This window comes from Nocardia wallacei (genome assembly GCF_029869545.1).
Lineage (GTDB): Bacteria > Actinomycetota > Actinomycetes > Mycobacteriales > Mycobacteriaceae > Nocardia > Nocardia wallacei_A.
Map to the genome: position 1 here is coordinate 1 of NZ_JARWQD010000384.1, position 22474 is coordinate 22474.

General features: G+C 69.3%; 19 protein-coding genes. 10 read left to right on the forward strand and 9 right to left on the reverse strand.

The annotated features are described in order from the left end of the window. Positions 1 to 266 precede the first annotated feature (266 nt). Positions 267 to 542, reverse strand: coding sequence for a helix-turn-helix domain-containing protein (locus QH290_RS36160; RefSeq protein WP_280266507.1), 276 nt, complete (start codon positions 540 to 542; stop codon positions 267 to 269). Between the two features lie 141 nt (positions 543 to 683). On the opposite strand from QH290_RS36160, the gene QH290_RS36165 reads away from it, so the two are divergent. After that, the gene (locus QH290_RS36165) at positions 684 to 1352 is read left to right on the forward strand and encodes a response regulator (protein WP_280266511.1); all 669 of its coding nucleotides are present in this window, start codon (positions 684 to 686) and stop codon (positions 1350 to 1352) included. Between the two features lie 6 nt (positions 1353 to 1358). Here QH290_RS36165 and QH290_RS36170 read toward each other — a convergent pair whose 3' ends face one another. Further along, complete coding sequence (locus QH290_RS36170; RefSeq protein WP_280387889.1) at positions 1359 to 1916, reverse strand: hypothetical protein; 558 nt, start codon at positions 1914 to 1916, stop codon at positions 1359 to 1361. Positions 1917 to 2139: 223 nt separating this feature from the next. Here QH290_RS36170 and QH290_RS36175 point away from each other — a divergent pair, with 223 nt between their 5' ends. Beyond that, positions 2140 to 3855, forward strand: coding sequence for a sensor histidine kinase (locus QH290_RS36175; RefSeq protein ID WP_280387891.1), 1716 nt, complete (start codon positions 2140 to 2142; stop codon positions 3853 to 3855). Between the two features lie 27 nt (positions 3856 to 3882). Here the strand turns inward: QH290_RS36175 and QH290_RS36180 are convergent, their stop codons facing one another. Then, a complete protein-coding gene (locus tag QH290_RS36180) occupies positions 3883 to 5382 on the reverse strand; it encodes a flavin-containing monooxygenase (RefSeq protein ID WP_280387893.1) in 1500 nt (499 codons plus the stop codon). Between the two features lie 328 nt (positions 5383 to 5710). Here QH290_RS36180 and QH290_RS36185 point away from each other — a divergent pair, with 328 nt between their 5' ends. Then, positions 5711 to 6775, forward strand: coding sequence for a nitric oxide synthase oxygenase (locus QH290_RS36185; RefSeq protein ID WP_425301753.1), 1065 nt, complete (start codon positions 5711 to 5713; stop codon positions 6773 to 6775). Between the two features lie 114 nt (positions 6776 to 6889). Next, a complete protein-coding gene (locus QH290_RS36190; protein WP_280387895.1) occupies positions 6890 to 7492 on the forward strand; it encodes a UdgX family uracil-DNA binding protein in 603 nt (200 codons plus the stop codon). Between the two features lie 64 nt (positions 7493 to 7556). Here the strand turns inward: QH290_RS36190 and QH290_RS36195 are convergent, their stop codons facing one another. Further along, a complete protein-coding gene (locus QH290_RS36195) occupies positions 7557 to 7700 on the reverse strand; it encodes a hypothetical protein (protein WP_280268326.1) in 144 nt (47 codons plus the stop codon). A 425-nt stretch (positions 7701 to 8125) separates the two neighbouring features. Here QH290_RS36195 and QH290_RS36200 point away from each other — a divergent pair, with 425 nt between their 5' ends. Further along, positions 8126 to 9385: a KasA/KasB family beta-ketoacyl-ACP synthase gene (locus tag QH290_RS36200; RefSeq protein ID WP_280268327.1), complete on the forward strand. Its 1260-nt coding sequence runs from the start codon at positions 8126 to 8128 to the stop codon at positions 9383 to 9385. A 73-nt stretch (positions 9386 to 9458) separates the two neighbouring features. On the opposite strand, the gene QH290_RS36205 is transcribed toward QH290_RS36200, so the two are convergent. Next, a complete protein-coding gene (locus tag QH290_RS36205) occupies positions 9459 to 10232 on the reverse strand; it encodes a GntR family transcriptional regulator (RefSeq protein ID WP_280268328.1) in 774 nt (257 codons plus the stop codon). Positions 10233 to 10337: 105 nt separating this feature from the next. Here QH290_RS36205 and QH290_RS36210 point away from each other — a divergent pair, with 105 nt between their 5' ends. Both QH290_RS36210 and QH290_RS36215 read left to right on the forward strand, forming a co-directional pair. After that, positions 10338 to 11831, forward strand: coding sequence for an ABC1 kinase family protein (locus QH290_RS36210; protein WP_280268329.1), 1494 nt, complete (start codon positions 10338 to 10340; stop codon positions 11829 to 11831). A 182-nt stretch (positions 11832 to 12013) separates the two neighbouring features. After that, positions 12014 to 12922, forward strand: coding sequence for a cutinase family protein (locus tag QH290_RS36215; RefSeq protein ID WP_280387897.1), 909 nt, complete (start codon positions 12014 to 12016; stop codon positions 12920 to 12922). 119 nt (positions 12923 to 13041) lie between these two features. Here the strand turns inward: QH290_RS36215 and QH290_RS36220 are convergent, their stop codons facing one another. The 3 genes from QH290_RS36220 to QH290_RS36230 are packed head-to-tail and all read right to left on the reverse strand — an operon-like array spanning position 13042 to position 15858. Beyond that, positions 13042 to 14082, reverse strand: a complete 1041-nt coding sequence (locus QH290_RS36220; protein ID WP_280387899.1) for a ferredoxin--NADP reductase — start codon at positions 14080 to 14082, stop codon at positions 13042 to 13044. 33 nt (positions 14083 to 14115) lie between these two features. Beyond that, on the reverse strand, positions 14116 to 14985 hold the full coding sequence (locus tag QH290_RS36225) for a metal-dependent hydrolase (protein ID WP_280265033.1): 870 nt from the start codon (positions 14983 to 14985) through the stop codon (positions 14116 to 14118). A gap of 12 nt (positions 14986 to 14997) precedes the next feature. Next, the gene (locus QH290_RS36230) at positions 14998 to 15858 is read right to left on the reverse strand and encodes a metal-dependent hydrolase (protein ID WP_280265034.1); all 861 of its coding nucleotides are present in this window, start codon (positions 15856 to 15858) and stop codon (positions 14998 to 15000) included. 247 nt (positions 15859 to 16105) lie between these two features. Between QH290_RS36230 and QH290_RS36235 the strand changes: the two genes are divergently transcribed. Further along, complete coding sequence (locus tag QH290_RS36235; protein ID WP_280265038.1) at positions 16106 to 17743, forward strand: MFS transporter; 1638 nt, start codon at positions 16106 to 16108, stop codon at positions 17741 to 17743. Further along, positions 17740 to 18447, forward strand: a complete 708-nt coding sequence (locus QH290_RS36240; protein WP_280265035.1) for a TetR/AcrR family transcriptional regulator — start codon at positions 17740 to 17742, stop codon at positions 18445 to 18447. Before QH290_RS36235 ends, QH290_RS36240 begins: the two co-directional genes overlap by 4 nt. 29 nt (positions 18448 to 18476) lie before the next feature. On the opposite strand, the gene QH290_RS36245 is transcribed toward QH290_RS36240, so the two are convergent. Then, on the reverse strand, positions 18477 to 19052 hold the full coding sequence (locus tag QH290_RS36245) for an ester cyclase (RefSeq protein ID WP_280265036.1): 576 nt from the start codon (positions 19050 to 19052) through the stop codon (positions 18477 to 18479). A gap of 354 nt (positions 19053 to 19406) precedes the next feature. On the opposite strand from QH290_RS36245, the gene QH290_RS36250 reads away from it, so the two are divergent. After that, on the forward strand, positions 19407 to 22474 hold a 3068-nt coding region (locus QH290_RS36250; protein ID WP_280387901.1), incomplete at its 3' end, for a type I polyketide synthase.

The window sequence follows — 22474 nt, forward strand, 5'->3', positions numbered from 1 at the left end:
CCTATGGGCAGTAGGGGATCGGGCACCGCCCGGGCAGGCGGCTGGGCGCCGGCGGGCCCCCCCGCGGGGGGAATAAAAAGCAGACCCCCCCCGCCGCGTCCGCCCCCCCCCCGGCGGGGGGGGGTTCCCCCGCGGCGGGGGGCCGGTTTTTTTACCCCCCCGGGGGGGGGGCCGCGGCGCCCAGCCGCCTGCCCGGGCGGTGCCCGATCCCCTACTGCCCATAGGGATTCGACCCTCGCACGCACCCTCCCGGGCGGCGGCGGCATTCACCGGTCGCCGCAGTGCAGCCGCCAAGAGAGATAGCTGCCGGTCGCGGCCGCGTAGCGCTCCAGCGTCGAGATGCGCAGATCCACCTGCCCCGTCTCCAGCCGGGCCACGGCCGATTGCGAGGTGCCCATCCGGGCGGCGATTTCGGTCTGCGACAGGCCCGCGGCCTGACGCCGGGCGACCAGATCCTCCAGCAGGCGGCGGTGGTCGGCGGCCATGCGCTCGGCCAGCTCGCGGAATCGGGGCAGGGGCGGCGGATCGCCCCGCTTTCTCATATCGATGACGGTATCTCGCCGATGCGACCACCGGGTCGGCCGATACCTGCTCGACCACGGAATGTGACCTTCGGCCGTACCCCGCGCACCGGCCCACCGACTATCGTGACCTCACCTGCCGCATTCGGATTGGACCTCACCATGATCAAGGTGTTCCTGGTCGACGACCACGAGATCGTCCGCCGCGGCCTGATCGATCTGCTCGAGGGCGATCCGGCGCTGACGGTGGTCGGCGAGGCGGGAGATGTCGCACACGCGCTGGCCCGGATTCCGGCGCTGCGCCCGGACGTGGCGGTCCTCGACGTCCGGCTGCCCGACGGCAACGGTATCGAACTGTGCCGGGACCTGTTGTCGCGCTTCGACGAGCTGCGCTGCCTGATCCTGACCTCCTACACCGACGAGCAGGCCATGCTCGACGCCATCCTCGCGGGCGCCAGCGGCTACGTCATCAAGGACATCAAGGGCATGGAGCTGGCGGCGGCGATCAAGGCCGTTGGTTCGGGCCGCTCACTGCTGGACAATCGCGCCGCCGCCGCGCTGATGGAACGGCTGCGCCGCAGCACTCAGCCCGACGGCCCCCTCGCCTCGCTCACCGAACAGGAGCGCAAACTGCTGGATCTGCTGGGCGACGGGCTCACCAACCGGCAGATCGCGGAGCGAATGTTCCTGGCGGAGAAGACGGTCAAGAACTACGTCTCGCGGCTGCTGGCCAAGCTGGGCATGGAACGCCGCACCCAGGCGGCGGTGTACGCGTCGAAACTGCGCACGGGTCATCGCGCCGCGAATTGGACCGAGAGCACGGCGAACTGAGCGCGGTCAGGATCCCGCGCCGGCGAGGTCGCCGTGCCGCGACACCGCTGCGGTGTCGAACGGATCCACCGTCGGGTTCTCGCGGCCCATCTCCAGGCGGTACCGCATCGACGGCACACCCCAGTCGCTGCATACCGCGAGGTCCAGCGCCTGGCGGCTCTTCATGTACACGTAGGAAAGCAGGCAGCGCAACGGTTCCCGGTCCTGCGGCGGCAGTGCCTCGATGCGCTCGCCCAGCCGCCCGAGCGCGTCGCGCTGGCACGACAGCGCGTAGACCGACCCGCCCCGGCGGGCGGCCGCCAGCGCCGTCCCCAGTTCGTTCTCGTAGTCGGCGCGAGACCCGGACAGCCAGTGCAGGCGGTCGGCCACCGCGGCCCGGCTCGAGCTGTCGACGTATTCGTAGAGTTTGCCCACGCCCCGCTCGTACGGGTCCGCGGGATCCAGCTCGTCGGCCGCGGTCCGCAACGCCAGGACGGCACGCCGTACGCTGCGGACGTTGCCGGGGCTGGGTAACTCTCGCAGCGCGTCCAGACACGAAAGTAGTTGCCGCTCCAGGCTGTTCATGATCGCCTCCAGTCGAGGACACCGGGCACCCGAGCTTCACCGTGCATCACATTGCCGCCGAACGCTAGGGCACATAGCCCTCTGTTGCGGGGACCGCCGGTCGGGTCGGCCGTGCCGCGTGTCGCCGCCGCCGACCCTGTCATTTCCCGCGAGTACCGCCGTGACGTCCCGATACACTGCAGCTGACAGGTCCGTGCGCGTCCAGAGATCGGGAATCGGAGATATGACCGAGGGAGCGGGTTCCTACTCGGTGCGCGCAACCTTGTCGCAGTTACGCCTGCGGGAGCTGCTCGGCGAGGTGCGCGAGCGCGTCGAGCAGATCATCGATGTGCGCGACCGGATGGACGGGCTGGTCGAGGCGATGCTGGCCGTCACCTCCGGCCTGGACCTGGACCGCACCCTGACCACGATCGTGCACACCGCGACCAGCCTGGTCGACGCCCGCTACGGCGCACTCGGCGTGCGCGGCCACGACCGGCAGCTCAGCCAGTTCATCTACCACGGCATCGACGCCGAGACCAAGGCACAGATCGGTGACCTACCCGAGGGACACGGCGTCCTCGGGCTGCTGTTCCGCCAGCCGACACCGATCCGCCTGGACAACCTCACCGACCATCCGGCCTCGGTCGGGTTCCCGGCCGATCATCCGCCCATGCGCACCTTTCTCGGGGTCCCCGTCCGCGTCCGCGACGAGATCTTCGGCAATCTCTATCTGACCGAGAAGTCCGGCGGCCAGCGGTTCACCGAGGACGACGAGCTGATCATGCACGCGCTGGCCGCGGCGGCCGGTATCGCCATCGACAACGCGCGGCTCTACGAGTCCGCGCGCACCCGGCGGGATTGGATCGAGGCCATCGGCGATGTCACGACCGAATTCCTGGCCGGTACCGACTCCCAGGAGGTGCTGTCGCACCTGGTGGAGAACGTGCGGCAGCTGACCCGCTCGGAGCGGGTGGTGCTGGCCGTCGCGCCCGATACCGATACCCCTCCCGACGAGGTCGGCGAGCTGGTGATCGCCCAGTACGCGGGGCCGCCCGAGGGCAGGCCCGACGGTCCGGTCGAGGTGCGCGGCACCATCATCGGCGAGGCGTTCACGCGGCGCGCCCCGCGGCGGATCGACGACGTCCGCACCGTGCCACTAATCTCCGTGATCCCCGGTGCCGGGCCGGAGCTGGTGTTGCCGCTGCACACACCGGATGCCGCCTTCGGGGTGCTGATCACGGTGCGCCACCCCGAATCGGCGCCGTACGACGACGAAATGCTGGATCTGGCCTCGGCGTTCACCGATCAGGCGGCGCTGGTCATGCAGCTGGCCGACACCCAGGTGCGGATGCGGGAGCTCGATATCCTCTCCGACCGCGACCGCATCGCGCGCGATCTGCACGATCATGTCATCCAGCGGCTGTTCGCCATCGGGCTCGGACTGCAGGGCACGGTGCCGCGCGTGCGCACGCCGGAGGTGCGCGTGCGGCTGACCGACGCCATCAGCGATCTGCAGGACGTCGTGCAGGAGATCCGCACCTCGATCTTCGACCTGCACGGTGGCAGCTCCGGGGCCCGGTTGCGCCAGCGCCTGCAGCAGGCCATCGGCCAGCACACCGACGACAGCGATATCCGGACGTCACTGCACGTGTCCGGGCCGCTGCTGGTGGTCGGCGCCGAACTCGGCGAGCACGCGGAGGCCGTCGTGCGCGAGGCGGTCAGCAATGCCGTGCGGCACTCCGGCGCGACGACGATCGAGGTCGCGATCGTGATCGCCGACGACCTCACCGTCACCGTCACCGATGACGGCCGCGGCATCCCCGACGAGGTCACGCGGAGCGGTCTGCGCAATCTGGCACACCGTGCAGAATCGGCCGGTGGCCGGTTCTCGGTCTCGGCGGTCACCGAGGACGGGCAGCACGGGACCGTGCTGTGCTGGTCGGTCCCGCTGCGCTGAGCGGGCCGATACCGATCAGAACGATGCTCAGGCGGTACGCGTTTCCGGGACGGCGTCGGCCTTGGACCTGCTCCTGGCGAAGCGCAGCACGCCGTCCTCGAGCGGTCCCTTGCGCAGCAGCGCGCGGTCGCGGAAGTAGTTGTTGATCACCTTCCACGGGCCGCGGGTGCCCTGCCGCGGCATCACCGCATCGCCGCGGGTGATGTAGCCGGAGGTCAGCGCGCCGCCCATCAGCGACTGCGTCGAGATGTCGCCGGGCTCGGGCACCGCCTCGAACGTGCTGTAGCCGTGGTCGCGCATGTGGTTGAGCAGGCGGCAGAAGTATTCCGCGGCCAGATCCGCCTTCAGCGTCCAGGAGGCGTTGGTGTAGCCGATCACCACCATCGCGTTCGGAATGCCGCCCAGCAGCGCGCCCTTGTAGGCGACCCGATCGCGCACCGACACCGGCTCGCCGTCCAGCTCGAGCGCGGCCCCGCCGAGCATCTGCACGTTGAGCCCGGTGGCGCTGATGACGATATCGGCCTCCAGCTCCTCCCCCGATTCCAGCCGGATACCGGTCTCGGTGAACGTGTCGATCCGGTCGGTCACGATCGAGGCCCGCCCGCTGCGCAGCACCTTGAACAGGTCGCCGTTGGGCACCACGCACAGCCGCTGGTCCCACGGGTTGTAGCCGGGGCTGAAGTGCCGCATGTCGATCGTCGGCCCGACCTGCGCGCGCACCGCCGCCAGCAGCAGCCGCCGCGACAGCTTCGGGCTGGTGCGCGAGAGCTGGAAGCTGGCGCGCTGCAGCGCGATATTGCGGGCGCGGCCCGTCCGATAGGCCACGGCGGCAGGCATTTTCGCGTACTTCATGCCGACCGCGACGGGGTCGTCGGACGGCAGCGCCATGATGTAGGTCGGCGAGCGCTGCAGCATCGTGATGTGCGCGGTGTCGTCGCTCATCGCCGGGATCAGCGTGATGGCGGTGGCACCGCTGCCGATGACGACCACCCGCTTGCCGCGGTAGTCCAGGTCCTCGGGCCAGTGCTGCGGATGCACGATCGGGCCGCGGAAGTTCTCCTCGCCCGGGAACTTCGGGCGGTAGCCGTTGTCGTAGTCGTAGTAGCCGGTGCAGCCGACGAGGAAGTTCGCCGTATAGGTCTCGGTCTTGCCGGTCTGTTCGTCGAGGGCGGTCACGGTCCACAGCTGCTCGGCGCTCGACCAGTTCGCGCGGGTGACGGTGCGGCCGAAGCGGATGTGCGGGGTGACGCCGTACTCCTCGGCGGTCTCGGCGATGTAGCGGCGGATGTGCGGGCCGTCGGCCAGCACCTTGGTGCCGTGCCAGGGACGGAAGCCGTAACCGAAGGTCAGCATGTCGGAATCGGAGCGAATGCCCGGATACCGGAACAGGTCCCAGGTGCCGCCGATGGCGGTCCGCCGCTCCAGGATCGCGTAGCTGCGCCCGGTCCCCTCGCGGGTCAGGTGGCAGGCCATTCCGATGCCGGACAGACCCGCGCCGATGATCAGTACGTCGACATGCCGCGCCATTGAGGTACTCGTTTCGTGTGTCATCAGACCCGGACGTCTGCGACCGGGCTCACCCGCAGGGTACGTGTTATCGAAGGTTACGTCTAGCTGACCAGCTGGCGGCCCCGCGTCGCTATCGCCCGCGCGGCCGTCGAGTCACGCGAACATCACGATTCGAGCACCATCGGCCACCGGTCGGTGCAACACTGGAGCAAGCGCCGCGGCGCCCGCTCAGCGTCCACCGAGCACACCCGTCCCCGTCCGGAGATGTGTCGTGAATTGCCCTGTAGCACAACTGAATCCCGCCGACGTCCCGATACTCACAGCGAAACGACCGGCCGGTTGGCAATTGTCGCGCCGCCTGCGCGAGTGCGACGAGTTCTTCTCCCGGCCCGAACTCGGCCACCTCCCCGAACAGCGCCGCCGCACCGCGCTGACGCAGCTGCGGGAATCCGGCAGCTACCGCCAGACGCTGGACGAGATCTGCATGGGCGCCCGGCTGGCCTGGCGCAACCACGATCGCTGCGTGGGCCGCATGCACTGGCGCTCGCTCGACGTCATCGACGCGCGCTCGGCGTCGAACGCGGCCGAACTCGCCGACGCCTGCTGGGAGCACCTGCGCCGGGCCCGCCACGGCCGCACGCTGCGCTGCCTGGTGACCGTCGGCCCGCCCGCCGAGCCCGACCGGTTGCCGTTCCGGATCATCAGTCCGCAGCTCATCCGCTATGCCGGTTATCGCCGCCCCGACGGGAGCGTCCTCGGCGACCCGGCCAATGTCGCGCTCACCGAGCTCGCCCGCAAGCTCGGCTGGTGGGGCGCCGGGACCGCGTTCGATGTGCTGCCCGTCCTGATCAGCACCCCCACCGAGCCGCTGCGCTGGTTCGACGTGCCGCGGGAGCTGGTCGGCGAGATCCACCTCGAGCATCCCGACTTCCGCTGGTTCGCCGAGCTGGGGCTGCGCTGGCCCGCGATCCCGGCGGTGTCGAATATGGATCTCGAGATCGGCGGGGTGACCTATCCGGCCGCGCCGTTCAACGGCTGGTACGTGTCCACCGAGATCGGCGCCCGCAATCTCGCCGACACCGACCGGTACGACATGCTGCCGGTGATCGCCGAGCGGATGGGCCTGGACACCGCCAGCGAGCGCACGCTCTGGCGCGACCGGGCGCTGGTCGAGCTGAATGTGGCCGTGCTGCACAGCTATCGGCAGGCCGGGGTGTACCTGGTCGACCACCACACGGTGGCCAGGCAGTTCGTCGAACACGTCGAGCGGGAGCGCGCCGCCGGGCGCCGCTGCCCCACCGACTGGTCGTGGATCAACCCGCCCATGTCCGCCGCGCTGACACCGACCTTCCACCGCTACTACGACCCGCCCGACCCCGATATCCGCCCGAACTTCGTCCGCCGCACCTGACCCGCGGCACCCGCTGCGGCCCGGCATCGGCTGCGGCCGTGCAGTCCGTGCATCGTTTCCGTCGCGTGGGCCCGGGTATCCGGCGCAGCAGCCGGAGAACGGGAGGAGTGGACGATGACCGCCAGCGAATACATTCCCGACGGGGCGGATCTGGAGACGCTGCGCAAGGCGGCGGGCGAATGCCGCGGCTGCGACCTCTACCGGCACGCCACCCAGGCCGTATTCGGGGCGGGCCCGGGCGATGCCCGTGTCGTCATGATCGGCGAACAACCCGGTGACCGGGAGGACGTGGTCGGCCAGCCGTTCGTCGGCCCGGCCGGGCGGCTGCTCAACCGGGCGCTCGCCGAGGCCGCAATCGACCGCAGCATGGTGTACCTGACCAATGCGGTGAAGCATTTCAAGTTCGAGGAACGTGGCAAGCGGCGCATTCACCAGCAGCCCGGCCGGACCGAGATCGTGGCCTGCCGTCCCTGGCTCGAGGCCGAGCTGGCAGTCGTGCGGCCCGAACTGGTGGTGTGCCTGGGCGCCGTGGCCGCGCGGTCGATATTCGGGCCCTCGTTCCGGGTCACCCGCCAGCGCGGCGAGGTGATCGCACTCGAGGACTACCGCGCCGCGGCGACGGTGCATCCGTCGGCCGTCCTGCGCGCACCCGATCGCGACGGGGCCTACGCGGAGTTCCTCGGCGATCTGCGCGCGATGCGGACCGCCATGGACTGAACCCGCGCGACCGGGCGCGCCGCGGCCGCACCGCGCGATCGGTGGCCGCCCTCGCGCCACCGCCTCACCGCAGCGCCGCCTCGAGGGCCGCACCGGCCCCGGCCGAGGCCAGCCCGATCAGGACCGCACCCACGGCGACCGTGACCACGCGACCGCGCCCCGCGCCGCGGCCCCGGGCCATCCGCACCCAGCACAGCACCGCGACCACCGTGGCAAGGACATGAACCCAGACAAGATGGCGCAATAGTTCGACGTGGGAACCCGATCCGGGCGGGGACTCCGTCCCCGGATTCTCCAGTTGGACGCGAACAACATCCTGAGCAGCGGTGAGTATCATCTCGGGCCCGACCTTTCCTCGCCCGTCCGGCCGCCGCCGCGCGGCCGGTAGTACCGGAGACATTCCACCGTATCGCCACGAGCAAACGCTCAGATAACGATCGGCGTGTCTCCGTGCTCCCGGAGCGTACGGCGGTAAACGCGACCTGCGGATACGGTCGAGTCTGCTGGTCCCCGTCATCCGGGCTAGGCTGACCCAGGCACGCGTCCAGCGCCACCCTCGACAACGACGTCGCTCCCGGTGCGCCGACGCCACCGTGTCCGGGTCTGTGGACTGACAGTGAGGATTCGAACAACGTGCATGAGCTCGAAAGTTTCTCCACTCGCACCGGAGGTTTCCGCAATGTCGTGGTAACCGCCGTAGAGATGACGACGTCGATCGGTAAGGACACCGAAAGCAGCTGGGATGCCCTGCTTTCCGGGGCCAGCGGCATCAAAACGCTGACCGATCCGGAGATCGTGGACAAGCAGCTTCCGAATGCCATCGGCGGCAAGCTGATTCACGACCCGACCCAGGACCTCGAGCGGATCCGCAAGCGCCGCATGTGCTACGTGCAGCAGATGTCGTACGCGATGGGCAAGCGGGTGTGGAAGACCATCGGCGAGCCCGAGGTCGACAAGGACCGGCTCGGGGTGATCATCGGCACCGGCCTCGGCGGCGCCGACACCATCGTCGAGGCCAACGACGCGATGCGCGCGGGCGGCTACCGCAAGGTCTCGCCGTTCGCGGTGCCGATGAGCATGCCCAACGGCGTGTCGGGGGTGGTCGGCCTGGAGATCGGTGCGCGGGCCTGCGTGGTCACGCCGGTCTCGGCCTGCGCCTCGGGCAACGAGGCGCTGGTGCACGCGTGGCGCTCGATCATCCTCGGCGAGGCCGACATGATCGTCGCCGGCGGCGTCGAGGGCTATATCAACCCGATGGCGATCGCCGGATTCTCCATGGCGCGGGCGCTGAGCTCCCGCGTCGACGAGCCCGAGAAGGCCTCCCGCCCGTTCGATCGCGATCGCGACGGATTCGTCTTCGGCGAGGCCGCCGCGCTGCTGGTGCTCGAATCCGAGGAGCATGCGCTGGCGCGCGGGGCGAAGCCGCTGGCGCGGCTGCTCGGCGCCGGGCTGACCGCCGACGGCTACCACATGGTCGCCCCCGACCCCGAGGGGCTGGGCTGCGCGCGCGCCATGCGGCGGGCCATCCAGACCGCGGGCGTCTCCCCGGCCGATGTCGACCACGTCAACGCGCACGCCACCGGCACCGGCCTCGGCGATCTGGCCGAGGCCAAGGGCATCGCCGCCGCGATCGGCACCCACCCCGCGGTGTACGCGCCGAAGTCCGCGCTGGGCCACTCCGTCGGCGCCGTCGGCGCGCTGGAGGCGATCATTTCCGTGCTCTCGCTGCGCGACCAGGTGATTCCGCCGACGCTGAACCTCGACAACCAGGACCCCGAGGTCGATCTCGACATCGTGCACAGCAAGCCGCGCTACGGCAATGTCGAGTTCGCGATGAACAACTCGTTCGGGTTCGGCGGGCACAACGCCGCCGTGCTGTTCGGAAAGTACTGAGCCACACGACCTCCGGAGCAGGCGCCGGCGAACCACTGCCGGTCCGGCGTCCTCCGGGCGTCTCAGACGAGGGTCAGGCGGTGGCGACGCGCTGCGCGCCCTGCTCCGTCGCGCCGACCAGCTCGTCGAAGCGGGCGATCACCTTGTCGTGGTACATGCCGAACAGATCCTCGAACAGCGCCAGCTGCGATTCGGTCGGTCCGGAGTCGGACTCCCACACCGCCGCCAGGCCGCGCCAGACCAGCACGTGCAGGTCCGGGGAGACGGCGTAGAACGCCTCGACGGCCTCCGGGACCTCGAGCACCATCTCGCCGATGGAGTTCAGGACCGCGCGCTGCATGGTCTGCCCCAGCGCGGTGACGAGGCGGCGCACCAGGCCCAGCTCGATGGTGAACAGCCGACTGCGGTCGGGATTCTCGCTGCGCGCCAACGCCTCCAGTTCATCGATGGCGACCTTCAGCTCGGCCGGATCGTGGCCGTGTTCCTCGTGGGTGTAGGACAGCAGCGCGCCCAGCACGATGCCGCGCTCCTCCTCGACGATGTCGGCGAACATCTCCGCCGCGATCTCGGGGGTGTCCATCGACATCCGCAACAGCCGCCCGTACACCTCGACGCCGCCCTCGGCACGCACATCGCGGATGGTGAATCCCTTGCCGCGGTGCGCATCGACGAATCCGTAGGACTCCAACCGGCCCAGAATCAGCTGTGCGGTAGCGCGATTGAGATCGAACTCCTCGGCGACCTGGCGAACAGACGGCATCAGGCCGCCGGGAGCGTACTGCCCGGACGCGACGCGACGAGCAAGCACGTCGGCGACGTCGGCGACGACCGTCTGGGCTCCCATCATGTCACCTTTCCACAACTTTCGGATACGTCCCAGACAGTCTAAGCTCTCATGTGCCAAACTGCACGTGCGTTCATCGGCGGGGACGCGCACACAATGGAGTGAGAAATGCCGGTCCGACGCGTGGGTGAGCCATCGAACGGCAAACGTTCCGATGGCGGCAAGCGCGCGTTCACCCGCCGCCCCAAGGGAATTCCCCCGGCGCGCACGACCGTCCGCAACGCCAAGCTCGCCGCGCTCCCGGTCGCCTACGCCGGGCGGCAGGCCGCCGGTGCCGGGCGCCGCGCGCTGGGCCGTCCGGCCGCCGAGGTCGAACTCGATATCCAGGTGCGTACCGCCCAGCACATTTTCGAGGTGCTCGGCGAGCTCAAGGGGTGCGCGGCCAAACTCGGGCAGCTGCTGTCGATCTACGAGCTGGCGCTGCCGCCGGAGCTGGCGGCGCCCTATCGGACCGCGCTCACCCAGCTGCAGGATTCGACCCCGACGATGCTGCCGGGCGCCGTGCGCAAGGCGATGGCGGCCAGCCTCGGCGACAGCTGGCAGTGGTACTTCCGCGAATTCGACGCCCGCAGTGCGGCCTCCGCGTCGATCGGGCAGGTGCATCGCGGGGTCTGGCGCGACGGGCGGCCGGTGGCGGTCAAGGTGATGTTTCCCGGCGCCCGCGCCTCGGTGCTGTCCGACCTCGACCAGCTGCGCCGAATCTCGTTGCTGGCCACCGTGTTCGTGCCCGCCGCCGACGTGAAGTCGGTGACCGAGGCGATCTGCGCCTGCGTGGCCGAGGAGCTCGACTATGCCGCCGAGGCCGGGTACCAGAGGGCGTTCGCCGACGCCTACGCCGGTGATCCGGACTTCTTCGTCCCCGCGGTGATCGCCCAGGACGGCGATGTGGTGGTCGGCGAATGGGTCGAGGGCACACCGGTCTCGCGCCTCATCGCCGACGGCACGCAGGCCGAGCGCAATCGCGCCGGCCTGCTGATCGTGCGCTTCCTGCTGTCGTCGTGGCGGCGCACGGGACTGCTCTACACCGACCCGCATCCCGGGAACTTCCGGATCATGCCCGACGGCCGCCTGGGCGTACTCGACTTCGGGGCGTGCACCCCGTGGCCCGGCGCGGGCTTCGACGAGCTGGTCCGCGACATCTGCGGCGCGGCCGTCAACGGCGACGCCGCCGAATTCGAGGCCGCCTTCCGCCGGCACGGATTCGTCGATGCCGACCGGGGTTTCGACGTCGACGCGGCGCACCAGGCGATGGCGGCGGTCTGCGAGCCCATGGTGCGCCCCACCTTCCGGCTCAGCACCGACTGGTTGCGCCGGCACGTGCGCCGCGCGCTCGACCCGCAGCTGTCGAACGTCAACCGGCAGCTGACCATGCCCGCGGAGTTCACGCCGTTCGCACGGGCGATCCTCACCGCCCTCGGCGTGGTCTGCCAGCTCGGCACCGAGGGGCCGATCCGCGACGAATTCGTGTGTGGCTCACCGGAACTCGCCGCGGAGATCGCGCGCTACGACCGGCTGCACGCGCAGCCCACCGACCTGGCGGTCGCGCGGCAGCGGCGCGCGGGTGGCGGACCGGCCCGTCCGTGGTTCTCGGTGGTCGGCTGAATCCCTTCTCCGCATCGACATTTCCGGTCACACCGGCGCGATGGCGACCCAGACAGACCGCCTGCTCGGTTATCATCAGCACGCGGGGCCCAGCACGGCGACCGGTGCAGGCGGCCGGACCTCTCGCCCGTGCTCGAACGGCGAACCGCTCGTGAACCGTTCCACACCAGGGGGTGTCGGCTGTGTCCACGCGAAAGTACTGGGGTGCGGTCGCCTCGGCGACAGCGATCACCGCGGCCACCTTGTCGGGCGCCGCGCCTACCGCGCAGGCGGCCCCGAATTGTCCGGATATGTATGTCGTCGCCATCCCCGGCACCTGGGAGACCTCGCGCGCCGAGCCGCGCGAGGGCCTGCTGTCGGCGGTCACCGATGGACTGCCGGGCAATATCCGCACCGACTACGTGCACTACGCGGCCACCGCATTGCCCTGGGAGGGCGATGTCTACGGCCGCTCCAAGCGGGAGGCGTTCGACGGCGCGCGCTGGCTCGTGGGCGATATGGCGCGCCGGTGCGGCGCCGCGACCGAGATCGCGTTGATCGGCTACAGCCAGGGTGCCGACGCCGCCGGTGATCTCGCGTCGGAGATCGGCACCGGCCTCGGGGTGGTGCCGCCGGACCGGATCGCCGCGGTCGGCCTGCTCGCCGACCCGCGCCGCTCCCCCGCCGACCCGACGGTGGGACCGGCGGTCGCGGGTGCCGGTGCGGGCGGCCCGCGGCTGAGCGGATTCGGCTGGGTGAGCCCGCGGGTGCGCAGCATCTGCGCGGTCGGCGATCTCTACTGTTCCACGCCCGCAGACGATTTCGCGGCCCGCTTCGCCGGGTTCTTCGCCCAGATGTCGGCACCCGACCCGGGCATGACCGACAAGTATCAGGCGCAGGCCCAGGCCATCATCAACGATCTCATGGCGGCCGGTGGGATTCCGACGCTGCAGGGCCAGTTCAGCGACAGCGCGAACGCCGAACGGATGCAACAGCTGCAGGACTTCAACGATTCGGCCGTGCACCAGAGCTACGCGTCCTACGTGGTCGACGGTGCGGGCACGACGGCGACCACCTGGCTGCGCCGCTGGCTGATCGACACCGCCCGCTGACGGTTACCAGCCGCCGGAGCTTCGGCATCGCGTCCCTCCGACGTGCACAGTGCCGTGTCCCGGTCACCGTCGTCAGTGCCGGGATGCGAGGTGTCACCGATACCCGGTAGGAGATCGGGTCACTGGTCGAAGGCGATGTGGACGTGGTCCGATTCGGGGAGGGTTTGGCAGGCCAGGGTGAGACCGGCGGCGATCTCGTCGTCGAGGAGGGCCTCGCGGGCGACCATTCGGGTGCGGCCGCCGCGAACCGAGCACACGCAGGTGCCGCAGGCCGATTCGCGGCAGACGTACGGGGCGTCGAGGCCGTGTTCGAGCAGGACGTCCAGGAGCCGTTTCGTGCGTGGCCACTCGAAGGTGTATGTGCCGCCCTCGAATTCGACCTCGGCGACGGCATGGCCGGTAGCGCTCCCGGCGGCCTCCGATGACGTGCGGCGGATACCGTCCTCGAAGGGATTGGCAGCCAACGACAGATACTCTTCGACGTGGATGCGGTGCTGTGGTATTCGTAAGCGCGCCAGGGCATTACGGGCCACGGACAGGAATCCGGCAGGCCCGCACGCGAAAACCTCGCCGGGCCGGTGCGCCCGGGCCAGCGCGGCCAGCCCGGACGCGGTCGGCAGGCCACGCTCGGATTCCAGCCAGTGCATTACCGTCAGCCGACCCGGAAATTCCGCCGCCAGCTCGTCGAGCCGAGTTCCGAAGATGACCGAGCCGCGGTCCCGGTTGGCGTAGAGCACCGCCACCCGGCCGCGCCCGGCGTAGAGCACCGACTTCGCGATCGACAGGACCGGTGTGATGCCGCTGCCCCCGGCGCACAGCAGCATATCCTCGTCCAGCGAGCGGGGCACGCAGCTACCCTGCGGCGCCAGCACCGTCAGCACCGATCCGGCGACCACGTTGTCGCACAACCAATTCGAGGCGTAACCGCCCGGTGTTCGCTTCACGGTCAGCACGGGCCGCGGGTCGCGATGCGGGCTGCTGGACAGCGAATAGCACCGCGCCACCGACCCCGTGCGCGCGCTGGGCACCCGCACGGTCAGGAATTGCCCTGGCGCATAGGCGAATTCGACGGTGATATCGTCGGGTATGTCGAGCACCAGCGAGACCGCGTCGGCGGTCTCGGCGATCACCTCGACCACCTTCACCTCGTGCGGGCGCATCCCGTCCCCTCCTGTGCGCGATCCCCTCGGCCGTCATCTGACGCGATCGGCGAGAGTGCCTTCGGCTCCGAACAATTCGCGCTCCCACCGCCGCACCAGCTCGCCGGTGTCGAGATCGTCGGGATGGAATCCCGGCCGCAGATACCGGGCCAGATCGACCATCAACCCACGCAGCAGCGGACCTCGATACACGTCGATCGCCTGGCGCGTCACCGCGACCGGACGCCATCCGCTGGGATCGGTCAGGATCGACAGCAGCACCGCGGCGCTCACGCCCGGAATGGTGATCGTGTAGAACAGCGCCATCACCGCGATCCGGGTGTGCTCGGAGCCCCCGACGGCCCGATACACGTCGAAGGCCACGGACTTGTGTTCGAGTTCCTCGAGCGCGTGCCAGTTCAGCAGGCTCCGCACCTCCGGTGCCATCGGAATCGCCTGTAGCTCTTCACTGGTCAGCACCCGCAGCGCCAGCATCGTCGTGTAGTGCTCGGCGGCGGCCGTCCCGGCCAGGTGCACCGCCGCGGGCAGCAGCCGCTCGAGGCGGACGATCAGCCGTTCGCGGCGGCAGCCGGAGTCGAATGTCAGCAGCCGCACCACCGGATAACCCATCGTCACGAGCTTCTCGTTGAGGGCGCGATGCTGCTGTCCGTGCATGGCCTCCTGCCCGATGAAACCGGCCACCCGCTTCTTCAGCACGGGATCGGTGATGCTGTCCGAGACACGGCGCACCGACCGGATGAACGACTCCTCCCCCGGGGGAAATGCCCCCGACAGCAGCGCGGTCAGATGGCTCAGCACGATATCGCCCTCGACGAAATGGTGGCTCATCGGCGGCGGTCCGCCGAAGCGGAAGCGCATGCGGCGCACCCTCGGGTACGCGGCCTTGGTCTCTGCGGCAGTCATGACGGCGGTCCTCTACTTCACGTGATCGACGAGTTCGCCACCGGCGCCGAACAATTCGCGCTGCCAGTGCTCGAGCAGCGCGCCGGTGTCGATGTCGTCGGGATGGAATCCGGGCCGGGTGTAGCGCGCCAGATCCCACGCCAGGCCCCGGAACAGCGGTCCGCGGAACAGCTCTCGCGCCTGCCGGGCGAGCGTCACCGGCCGCCGCCGGGCGACCGGATCCGAGCCCAGCGAGGCGGCCAGGCTGATCATCGTCAGCGGATAGGCCAGCGCCAGCATCGCGAGCATGGTCAGGATGCGGGTGCGCTCGGTGCCGCCCGCGGCCCGGAAGACGTCGAAGGCCACCGACTTGTGTTCCATCTCCTCGAAGGCGTGCCAGTTGAGCAGGTGGCGGATCTCGGGATCCATGGGGATGGACTGGATTTCGGCACTGGTCAGCACGCGCTGCGCGAGGATCGCGGTGTAGTGCTCGGCGGCGGCCGTCGCGGCCAGGTGCACCAGTTCGGGCAGCCGCTGCTCGAAGCGGATCTGCCGTTCGCGCCCGGGGCCTTTCGGGTCCAGCCACTCGATGGGATAGCCGAGCTCGACGAGCCGATCGTTGAGTCGCCGATGCTCCTGCCCGTGCGTGGCCTCCTGGCCGATGAACCCGGCCACCCGCTTCTTCAGCACGGGATCGGTGAGGCGGTCGGACACGCGGCGCACCGATCGGATGAACGATTCCTCCCCGGCGGGGAAGCCGCCGGACAGGCCCGCCACGAAATGGCTGAAGACCATGTCGCCCTGGACGAAATACCTGTTCACGGCGCCCGGTTCGGCGAAGCGGAAGCGCATGCGCCGGGCCTTCGGTATCGCCGTGTCTCGATTCGCGGTCATGGCTGCGTCGCCACCCTTCATCGAACTGGAAGTACCCAGTACCGCTGGTTCTGATATCAGTCAGGGTAGGACTGTCTGAGACGCAGGGCAAGAAGGGAGCTCAGCGCGCGAGCGCGCCCGAGTCGATAGGGGTCCGTGAACATTGCGAAACGAATCTCCCGAAACGGGCCATCAGATCGATCGGGATCTCGTACTGTACCGACCGGTAACACGTACGCGGGGGCGGCTTTGCGGATGAGGTTCGGTGATGCAGCTGATGAATGCTGTCGAAGTTGCCCAGTCGCCGGAGGATCCGGCCGGTCGCAGACGCACCTGGGCGTTCTGGACGGGCCTGGTGGCCACGATCGCCGGTGCGGCCCTGCATCTTCCGATGTACCTGATGGCGCGGGACATGGGCTATCACATGGCGGGCATGCCGATGGACAACGCCATGATCGGCGGAATGGTCCTGATCGTGATCGGGCTGGCGCTGACGACCTATGGGCTGTTCCCGCGGAAACCCGTGCACGACAAGGTGACCCGGATGCGGGTGCGGGCGCTCGACGACGCGCCCATCAACAAGGTGCACGTGCTGCTGATGCTGGTGATGGCCGCCGCCATCACGATCGATGTCATGAAGCCGACCACGCTGTCGTTCGTGGTGCCCGGCGTCGGCAGCGAATATCACCTGCGCACACCGGCGAATCCGACCGTCGACGCGCTGCCGGTGGCGCTGCTGCCGCTGTCCGGGATCACCGGCACGGTACTCGGCTCGTTCCTGTGGGGCTGGCTCGGCGACCGGATCGGCCGCAAGGCGGCCATCCTGCTGGCCGGAATCTTCTTCGTGGGCACCGCGATCTGCGGGGCCATGCCCAGTTTCGAGCTGAACCTCGTGATGTGCTTCATCATGGGGCTCAGCGCGGGCGGCATGCTGCCGATCGCGTTCACCCTGCTGTCGGAGACGATCCCGGCCCGCCACCGCGGCTGGCTGCTGGTCCTCATCGGCGGCGATATCGCGGGCGCCTACATCCTCACCAGCTGGCTGTCGTCGACGATCGGCGAAACCTACAGCTGGCGCAGCATGTGGCTGATCGGGCTGCCCACCGGACTGCTGCTGGTGCTGCTGGTGCGCTGGATTCCGGAATCGCCGCGGTATCTGATCGCCGTGGGCCGCCACCGCGAGGCCGAGCGGGTGCTGCGCACCTACAACGCCGAGATCATCCCCGCCGACCATACCGACCCGGAGCCGGAAGCCCAGGTGCGCAACGGATTTCGCCAGCTGCTGCGCCGCCCGTTCCTGGGTGTGACCGTGGTGTTGTCGCTGCTCGGCCTCGGCGTCGGACTGGTCACCTACGGATTTCAGCTCTGGCTGCCGTCGAACCTGCGCGATCTCGGCTTCAGCGGCGTGACCGCCGACCGCATCCTGCGCGATTCGGCGCTGGTCGGCTTCCCGCTGAACTTCCTGGTCGCCTACTGCTACCACCGGTCCACCAAATGGACGTTGATCGTGCTCAGCGCCCTGCTCGCGCTCACCCTGGGCGGATTCATCGTGCTCGGCGATCAGGTCGCCGACCATCGCCTGCTGCTCAACGCCCTTCTCGTAGTGCCGATTTGGGGTTCCAGCTCGATCGTTGCTGTTATCGTCGCCTATGGTGCCGAGGTCTATCCGACCCGGATCCGTTCCCGCGGCAGCGGCGTCGCGGCGGCCATGACCAAGGCCGGCGGCGTCGGGGTCATCGCTCTTGTCGTTCTGGCCTTCGCTACCCCGTCGATCAGCGTCATGGCGATCATCAGTGCGCTCCCCGTGGCGCTGGCGGCGGCCGCCGCGGTGGTCTACATCGTCGAGACCCGCCGCCGTTCGCTCGAAGACATCACGGCCGAGGAATTGCAGGTGGCAACAGCATGACCGGAGCAACAGCGTCGGTGCCGGACCCCGGCCTACCCGGCTCGTTACGAGATCGATTGATCGAGGCGACAATTCAGCTCCTCTCGACCGAGGGGCTGGGATCATTGACGGTGCGACGAGTGTCGCGGATCTGTGAAGTGTCAACCATGGCAATTTATTCCAACTTCAGCGGCATGCCCGGCCTGCTGCGCGCGGTCGGCTCGGTGGGCTTCGCGCAGCTCAACACGCGGTTGCAGGAGTGCGCGATCAGCGATGATCCGATCACCGACATCCTGGTGCTGGGCTTCATCTTTCGCGACGAGGCGCTGCGCAAGCCGGAGCTGTTCCGGCTCATGTACAGCACCGACTCGCCCAAGGCGGAGGTCAAGCTGAACCGCGGCAACATCCTGTCCGGTTCGGGTGACTCCGATTTCGAGAACTTCGCCGAGAGTTTCGACCATGTCGTGCGCGCGACCCAGCGCGCGCTCGACGCCGGGCTGCTGCACGGCACCAACCCCCGCGCGGCGGCCGCTCAGTTCTGGACCGGGCTCTACGGGTTCATCCAGCTGGACATGGCCGGGCTGTACGGCGAGTCGGGGATGAGCGAGGTGCTGCTGCCCTCGATCGTCAACATCCTCATCGGGATGGGCGCCGACCCCGAGCGGGTGCAGGAGTCGGTGACGCGCGCGGTGCAGCGCGTGCTGTGGACCGCGTCCGTGCCGTAACACGGTCGCGCACAACGGGTTCGGCAACCTCACCGAGGCCACCCGGCGCGTCGTCGCGTGCGTGAGCGGCGGCGCAGCCGCATGCCCGCCCGCTGCCACCGGGCCAGGAACCGCTCGCCGAAGCCGTTGCGCTTGGGCAGCAGGCCCAGCTGCAGCAGCAGCTCGTTGAGGTCCCAGGTGGCCTTGCTGCGCCAGATCCGCCCGGCGCGGAACTGCCAGATATCGACCACCATCAGGTCGAATTTCCTTCCGGTACCGGCGAATCCGGGCGGGTCGATCGGCCCGAGGTGGGTGCCCGTCATCCGCCACGGCACGATCGCCGCCCTGCCGTCCGCGGTCAGGGTCGGCTCGAACACCAGGCTGTAGGCGACATCCGGGAACGAGCGCACGGTGTCGCGCACGAACTTCGCCACCCCCGCGCGGCCGAGGATCAGCTCCTCCTCCGACGGATCGAGCCAGCGGGTGTCCTCGGTAACACAGTCCGCGACCGCCTGCGCGTCGCCGGCGTTCCAGCCGGCGATGTAGCGGTCGACGAAGTCGCGCAGCCAGTCCGGGTCCGTGATCGGCTCCGCGTCCGGGTCCAGGGTGAATTCGCCGGAGTTCATGGCGCCGAAGGTACAGCCATAACAATGTCACGGTCGGCGATAACGGTGTCATTCGAGCAATAACGATGTCATCGAGAATATGACGGTGTTATCGGAAAATTGGATTAGGGGGTTGCCGCACCGGCCACTTGGACTAATAACGATGTCACCTGCGGATAACACCGTCAGGGCGCTGGAAATAACGGTGTAATTATCGTCCGACACCCCGAATACCCCTTCTGACAGGGACTTTCGCCAATTCCGCCCCATCCGTGTGATCTTCGAATCTATGCTGTCTAATCGTTCGAAGACAAACTCGTGTGACGCAGTAGTCAGCCTCGCACCGCTCGGTGCAGATATTCAGGGGACCGCGCAATGTCCGATGTAGCCATCGTCGGGATCGGCTGCCGCTTTCCCGGCGGCATCGACGGTCCGGACACCTTCTGGGACTTTCTGATCGGCAGGGGTGACGGCATCGTCGAGGTACCGCCGGATCGGTGGAGCCTGGACAAGTTCTACGATCCGGATCCGGACGCGCCGGGGCGCATGTACACCCGGCACGGCGGGTTCCTCGCCCAGTCGCTGTGGGAGTTCGACGCCGACTTCTTCGGCATCTCCCAGCGCGAGGCGTCGATCATGGACCCGCAGCAGCGGCTGCTGCTCGAGGTCGCGTGGGAGGCCCTCGACGACGGCGGCATGGCCGGGCGCATCTCCGGGCGTGACATCGGCGTCTTCGTCGGCGGCTTCATGATGGATAATGCCGTGGGGCGCAACGTGGTTCGCCACGCGATCAACAGCCACACCCCCACCAGTTCCTCGCACACCCTGCTGTCGGCACGCATCGCGTTCCTGCTGGACCTGCACGGTCCGACCATGACCATCGACACCGCGTGCTCCTCGTCGCTGGTGGCGCTGCACCAGGCGGTGCAGTCGCTGGCGGCCGGGGAGTGCGATGCGGCCATCGTCGGCGGCACCAATGCCATGCTGCAGCCGGAGACGTTCATCTCCATGTGCAAGGGGCGCTTCCTGGCCGTCGACGGCCGGTGCAAATCCTTCGACGCCGCCGCCGACGGCTACGGGCGCGGCGAGGGCGCGGGCGCGGTGATCCTCAAGCCGCTCGAGGCAGCGGTGCGCGACGGCGACCGCATCTACGCCGTGGTGCGCGGCAGCGGTGTCAACCAGGACGGCCGCACGCTGGCCATTCCGGTGCCCAATCCCGTTGCGCAGGAACGGCTTGCGCGCCGGGTGCAGACCCTGGCGGGCATCGCCGCGCACGAGATCGGGTACGTCGAGGCGCACGGCACCGGCACGCCGGTCGGCGACCCGATCGAGCTGACGGCGCTCGGGAACGTCTACGGCGCGGTCGAGGGCCGCGACGAGCCGCTGCCGGTCGGCTCGGTCAAGACCAATATCGGCCACACCGAGGCCGCGGCGGGCGTCGCGGGTGTCATCAAGGCCGCCCTCACCGTCCACCACGGCACGATCGCCCCGCACCTACGCCTGGACAACCCCAACCCGGAGATCGACTTCGAGGGCCTGCACCTGCGGGTCCCGATGACCCCGGAACCCCTGCGCCGCCCCCTGGTGGCGGTCAACAGCTTCGGCTACGGCGGCACCAACGCCCACGCCCTCATCGGCCCCGCCCCCGCCGACCTCACGCCCCGCGAACCCAAGTCCGCAGACCTCACGCCCCGCGAACCCAAGTCCACCCACCTCATTTCCCGGCATGCTTTAGGCCGGGGACTCGCAATGGATTACGGGCGGAAGCCTGGCGGAAATGCTGGTGTGGTGGTGCAGGCCGGGCCGCCACTGCCGGTGTTCCCGTTGTCGGCTCGTAACGAGACCGCGCTGCGCACGCTCGCCGCGGAACTGGTTGCCCTGGACGGGTTCTCCGCCGATCAGCTGACCTCCGCCGCCTGGGTGCGGCGGGCCCACCATCCGCTGCGCACCGCGTTCCGGTACACCGATGCCGCCGACCTGCGGTCGCAGCTGGCCGAATTCGCGGCCGGTGGCGGCCAGGTTCCCGCTCGGGCGGTCGCCGAAGGCAGCACCGATCCGGTGTTCGTCTACAGCGGTATGGGCCCGCAGTGGTGGGCGATGGGGCGCGAGCTGCTGACCGCCGCCGGGCCCGCCGCCGAGGTCGCCCGCGAGGTGGACCGCGAGTTCGAGAAGCTGTCCGGCTGGTCGATTCTCGACGAGATGCTGCGCGAGGAGGATGGCTCGCGCATCACCCGCACCGAGATCGCCCAGCCCGCCAATTTCCTGCTGCAGGCCGCGCTCACCGCGGAGCTGGCCGAGCGCGGCATCCGGCCCGCGGTGGTGGTGGGGCACAGCGTCGGCGAGGTCACCGCGGCCTACGTGTCCGGCGCGCTCACCCTCACCGAGGCCGTCACCGTGAGCTATCACCGCTCCCGGCTGCAGGCCACCACGGCGGGCACCGGCGCCATGCTCGCGGTCGGCCTGTCCGAGGCCGAGGCACGCGAGCTGCTGAGCGATATCGACGGCGTCGATGTCGCCGCGATCAACAGCCCCTCCGCGGTCACGCTGGCCGGTCCGGCCGAGACGCTGGGGCAGATCGCCGAACGCCTCACCGCCGACGGCGTTTTCGCCCGGATGCTGCGCGTCGAGGTGCCCTATCACAGCCGTCTCATGGACCCGATCCTCGGCGAACTGCGGACGGCACTGGCGGCGCTCGCGGCCGCCGACACCACCGTCCCGGCGTACTCGACGGTCACCGCGGACGTTGCGACACAGCAGGATTGGAATGCCGCCTACTGGTGCCGCAACGTGCGGGAGTCGGTCCGATTCGCCGACACCGTCGACGCGCTGCTCACCGCGGGACACCGGGTATTCCTCGAGGTCGGCCCGCACCCCGTGCTCAGCGGCAGCATCCGCGAAATCCTGTTGCAGCAGGGCGTTTCGGGTAGCGCGATCGCGACCCTGCAGCGCGGCGGCGACGACCGCGAGAACCTGCTGACCGCCCTCTGCGAGCTGTACCGCGCCGGAGCCCTGGACAGCGAACGGCTCCCCCGCCCGATCGACACCACCGCCGCGCATACCGCGCTGCCCCGGTACCCGTGGCAGCGCCGCCACGTCTGGACCCAGGAACCCGAGACCAGCCTCGACCGGCTGGGCACGCCGGACGGGTACGCGATGCTCGGCGACCGGATCGCCGCGGTGGCACCGGAATGGGAAGTGCAGCTGTCGGTGTCGAATCTGCCGTGGCTGCGCGATCACGTCGTCGCCGGTGCCGTGGTGCTGCCCGGCGCCGCCTACCTCGACGCGGCGCTGAGCGCGGTCGCCACCCGGACCGGCCGCGAGTCGTTCGGCCTGGAATCGGTCGAGTTCGTCAGCCCCCTGGTCGTCGACGAGCACGGACCCGACGCGATCGCGCTGTACGTCTCGGGCCAGATGTCGATGGAGGCGCAGTACCTGGCGAACAA

What these genes read in the sequence shown, in the direction of transcription:
- QH290_RS36235 (WP_280265038.1), top strand. Translation starts at nt 16,106, where the DNA reads ATGCAGCTGATGAATGCTGTCGAAGTTGCCCAGTCGCCGGAGGATCCG.
- QH290_RS36165 (WP_280266511.1), top strand. Translation starts at nt 684, where the DNA reads ATGATCAAGGTGTTCCTGGTCGACGACCACGAGATCGTCCGCCGCGGC.
- QH290_RS36175 (WP_280387891.1), top strand. Translation starts at nt 2,140, where the DNA reads ATGACCGAGGGAGCGGGTTCCTACTCGGTGCGCGCAACCTTGTCGCAG.
- QH290_RS36210 (WP_280268329.1), top strand. Translation starts at nt 10,338, where the DNA reads ATGCCGGTCCGACGCGTGGGTGAGCCATCGAACGGCAAACGTTCCGAT.
- QH290_RS36170 (WP_280387889.1), bottom strand. Translation starts at nt 1,916, where the DNA reads ATGAACAGCCTGGAGCGGCAACTACTTTCGTGTCTGGACGCGCTGCGA.
- QH290_RS36230 (WP_280265034.1), bottom strand. Translation starts at nt 15,858, where the DNA reads ATGACCGCGAATCGAGACACGGCGATACCGAAGGCCCGGCGCATGCGC.
- QH290_RS36225 (WP_280265033.1), bottom strand. Translation starts at nt 14,985, where the DNA reads ATGACTGCCGCAGAGACCAAGGCCGCGTACCCGAGGGTGCGCCGCATG.
- QH290_RS36240 (WP_280265035.1), top strand. Translation starts at nt 17,740, where the DNA reads ATGACCGGAGCAACAGCGTCGGTGCCGGACCCCGGCCTACCCGGCTCG.
- QH290_RS36190 (WP_280387895.1), top strand. Translation starts at nt 6,890, where the DNA reads ATGACCGCCAGCGAATACATTCCCGACGGGGCGGATCTGGAGACGCTG.
- QH290_RS36205 (WP_280268328.1), bottom strand. Translation starts at nt 10,232, where the DNA reads ATGATGGGAGCCCAGACGGTCGTCGCCGACGTCGCCGACGTGCTTGCT.
- QH290_RS36180 (WP_280387893.1), bottom strand. Translation starts at nt 5,382, where the DNA reads ATGGCGCGGCATGTCGACGTACTGATCATCGGCGCGGGTCTGTCCGGC.
- QH290_RS36160 (WP_280266507.1), bottom strand. Translation starts at nt 542, where the DNA reads ATGAGAAAGCGGGGCGATCCGCCGCCCCTGCCCCGATTCCGCGAGCTG.
- QH290_RS36220 (WP_280387899.1), bottom strand. Translation starts at nt 14,082, where the DNA reads ATGCGCCCGCACGAGGTGAAGGTGGTCGAGGTGATCGCCGAGACCGCC.
- QH290_RS36245 (WP_280265036.1), bottom strand. Translation starts at nt 19,052, where the DNA reads ATGAACTCCGGCGAATTCACCCTGGACCCGGACGCGGAGCCGATCACG.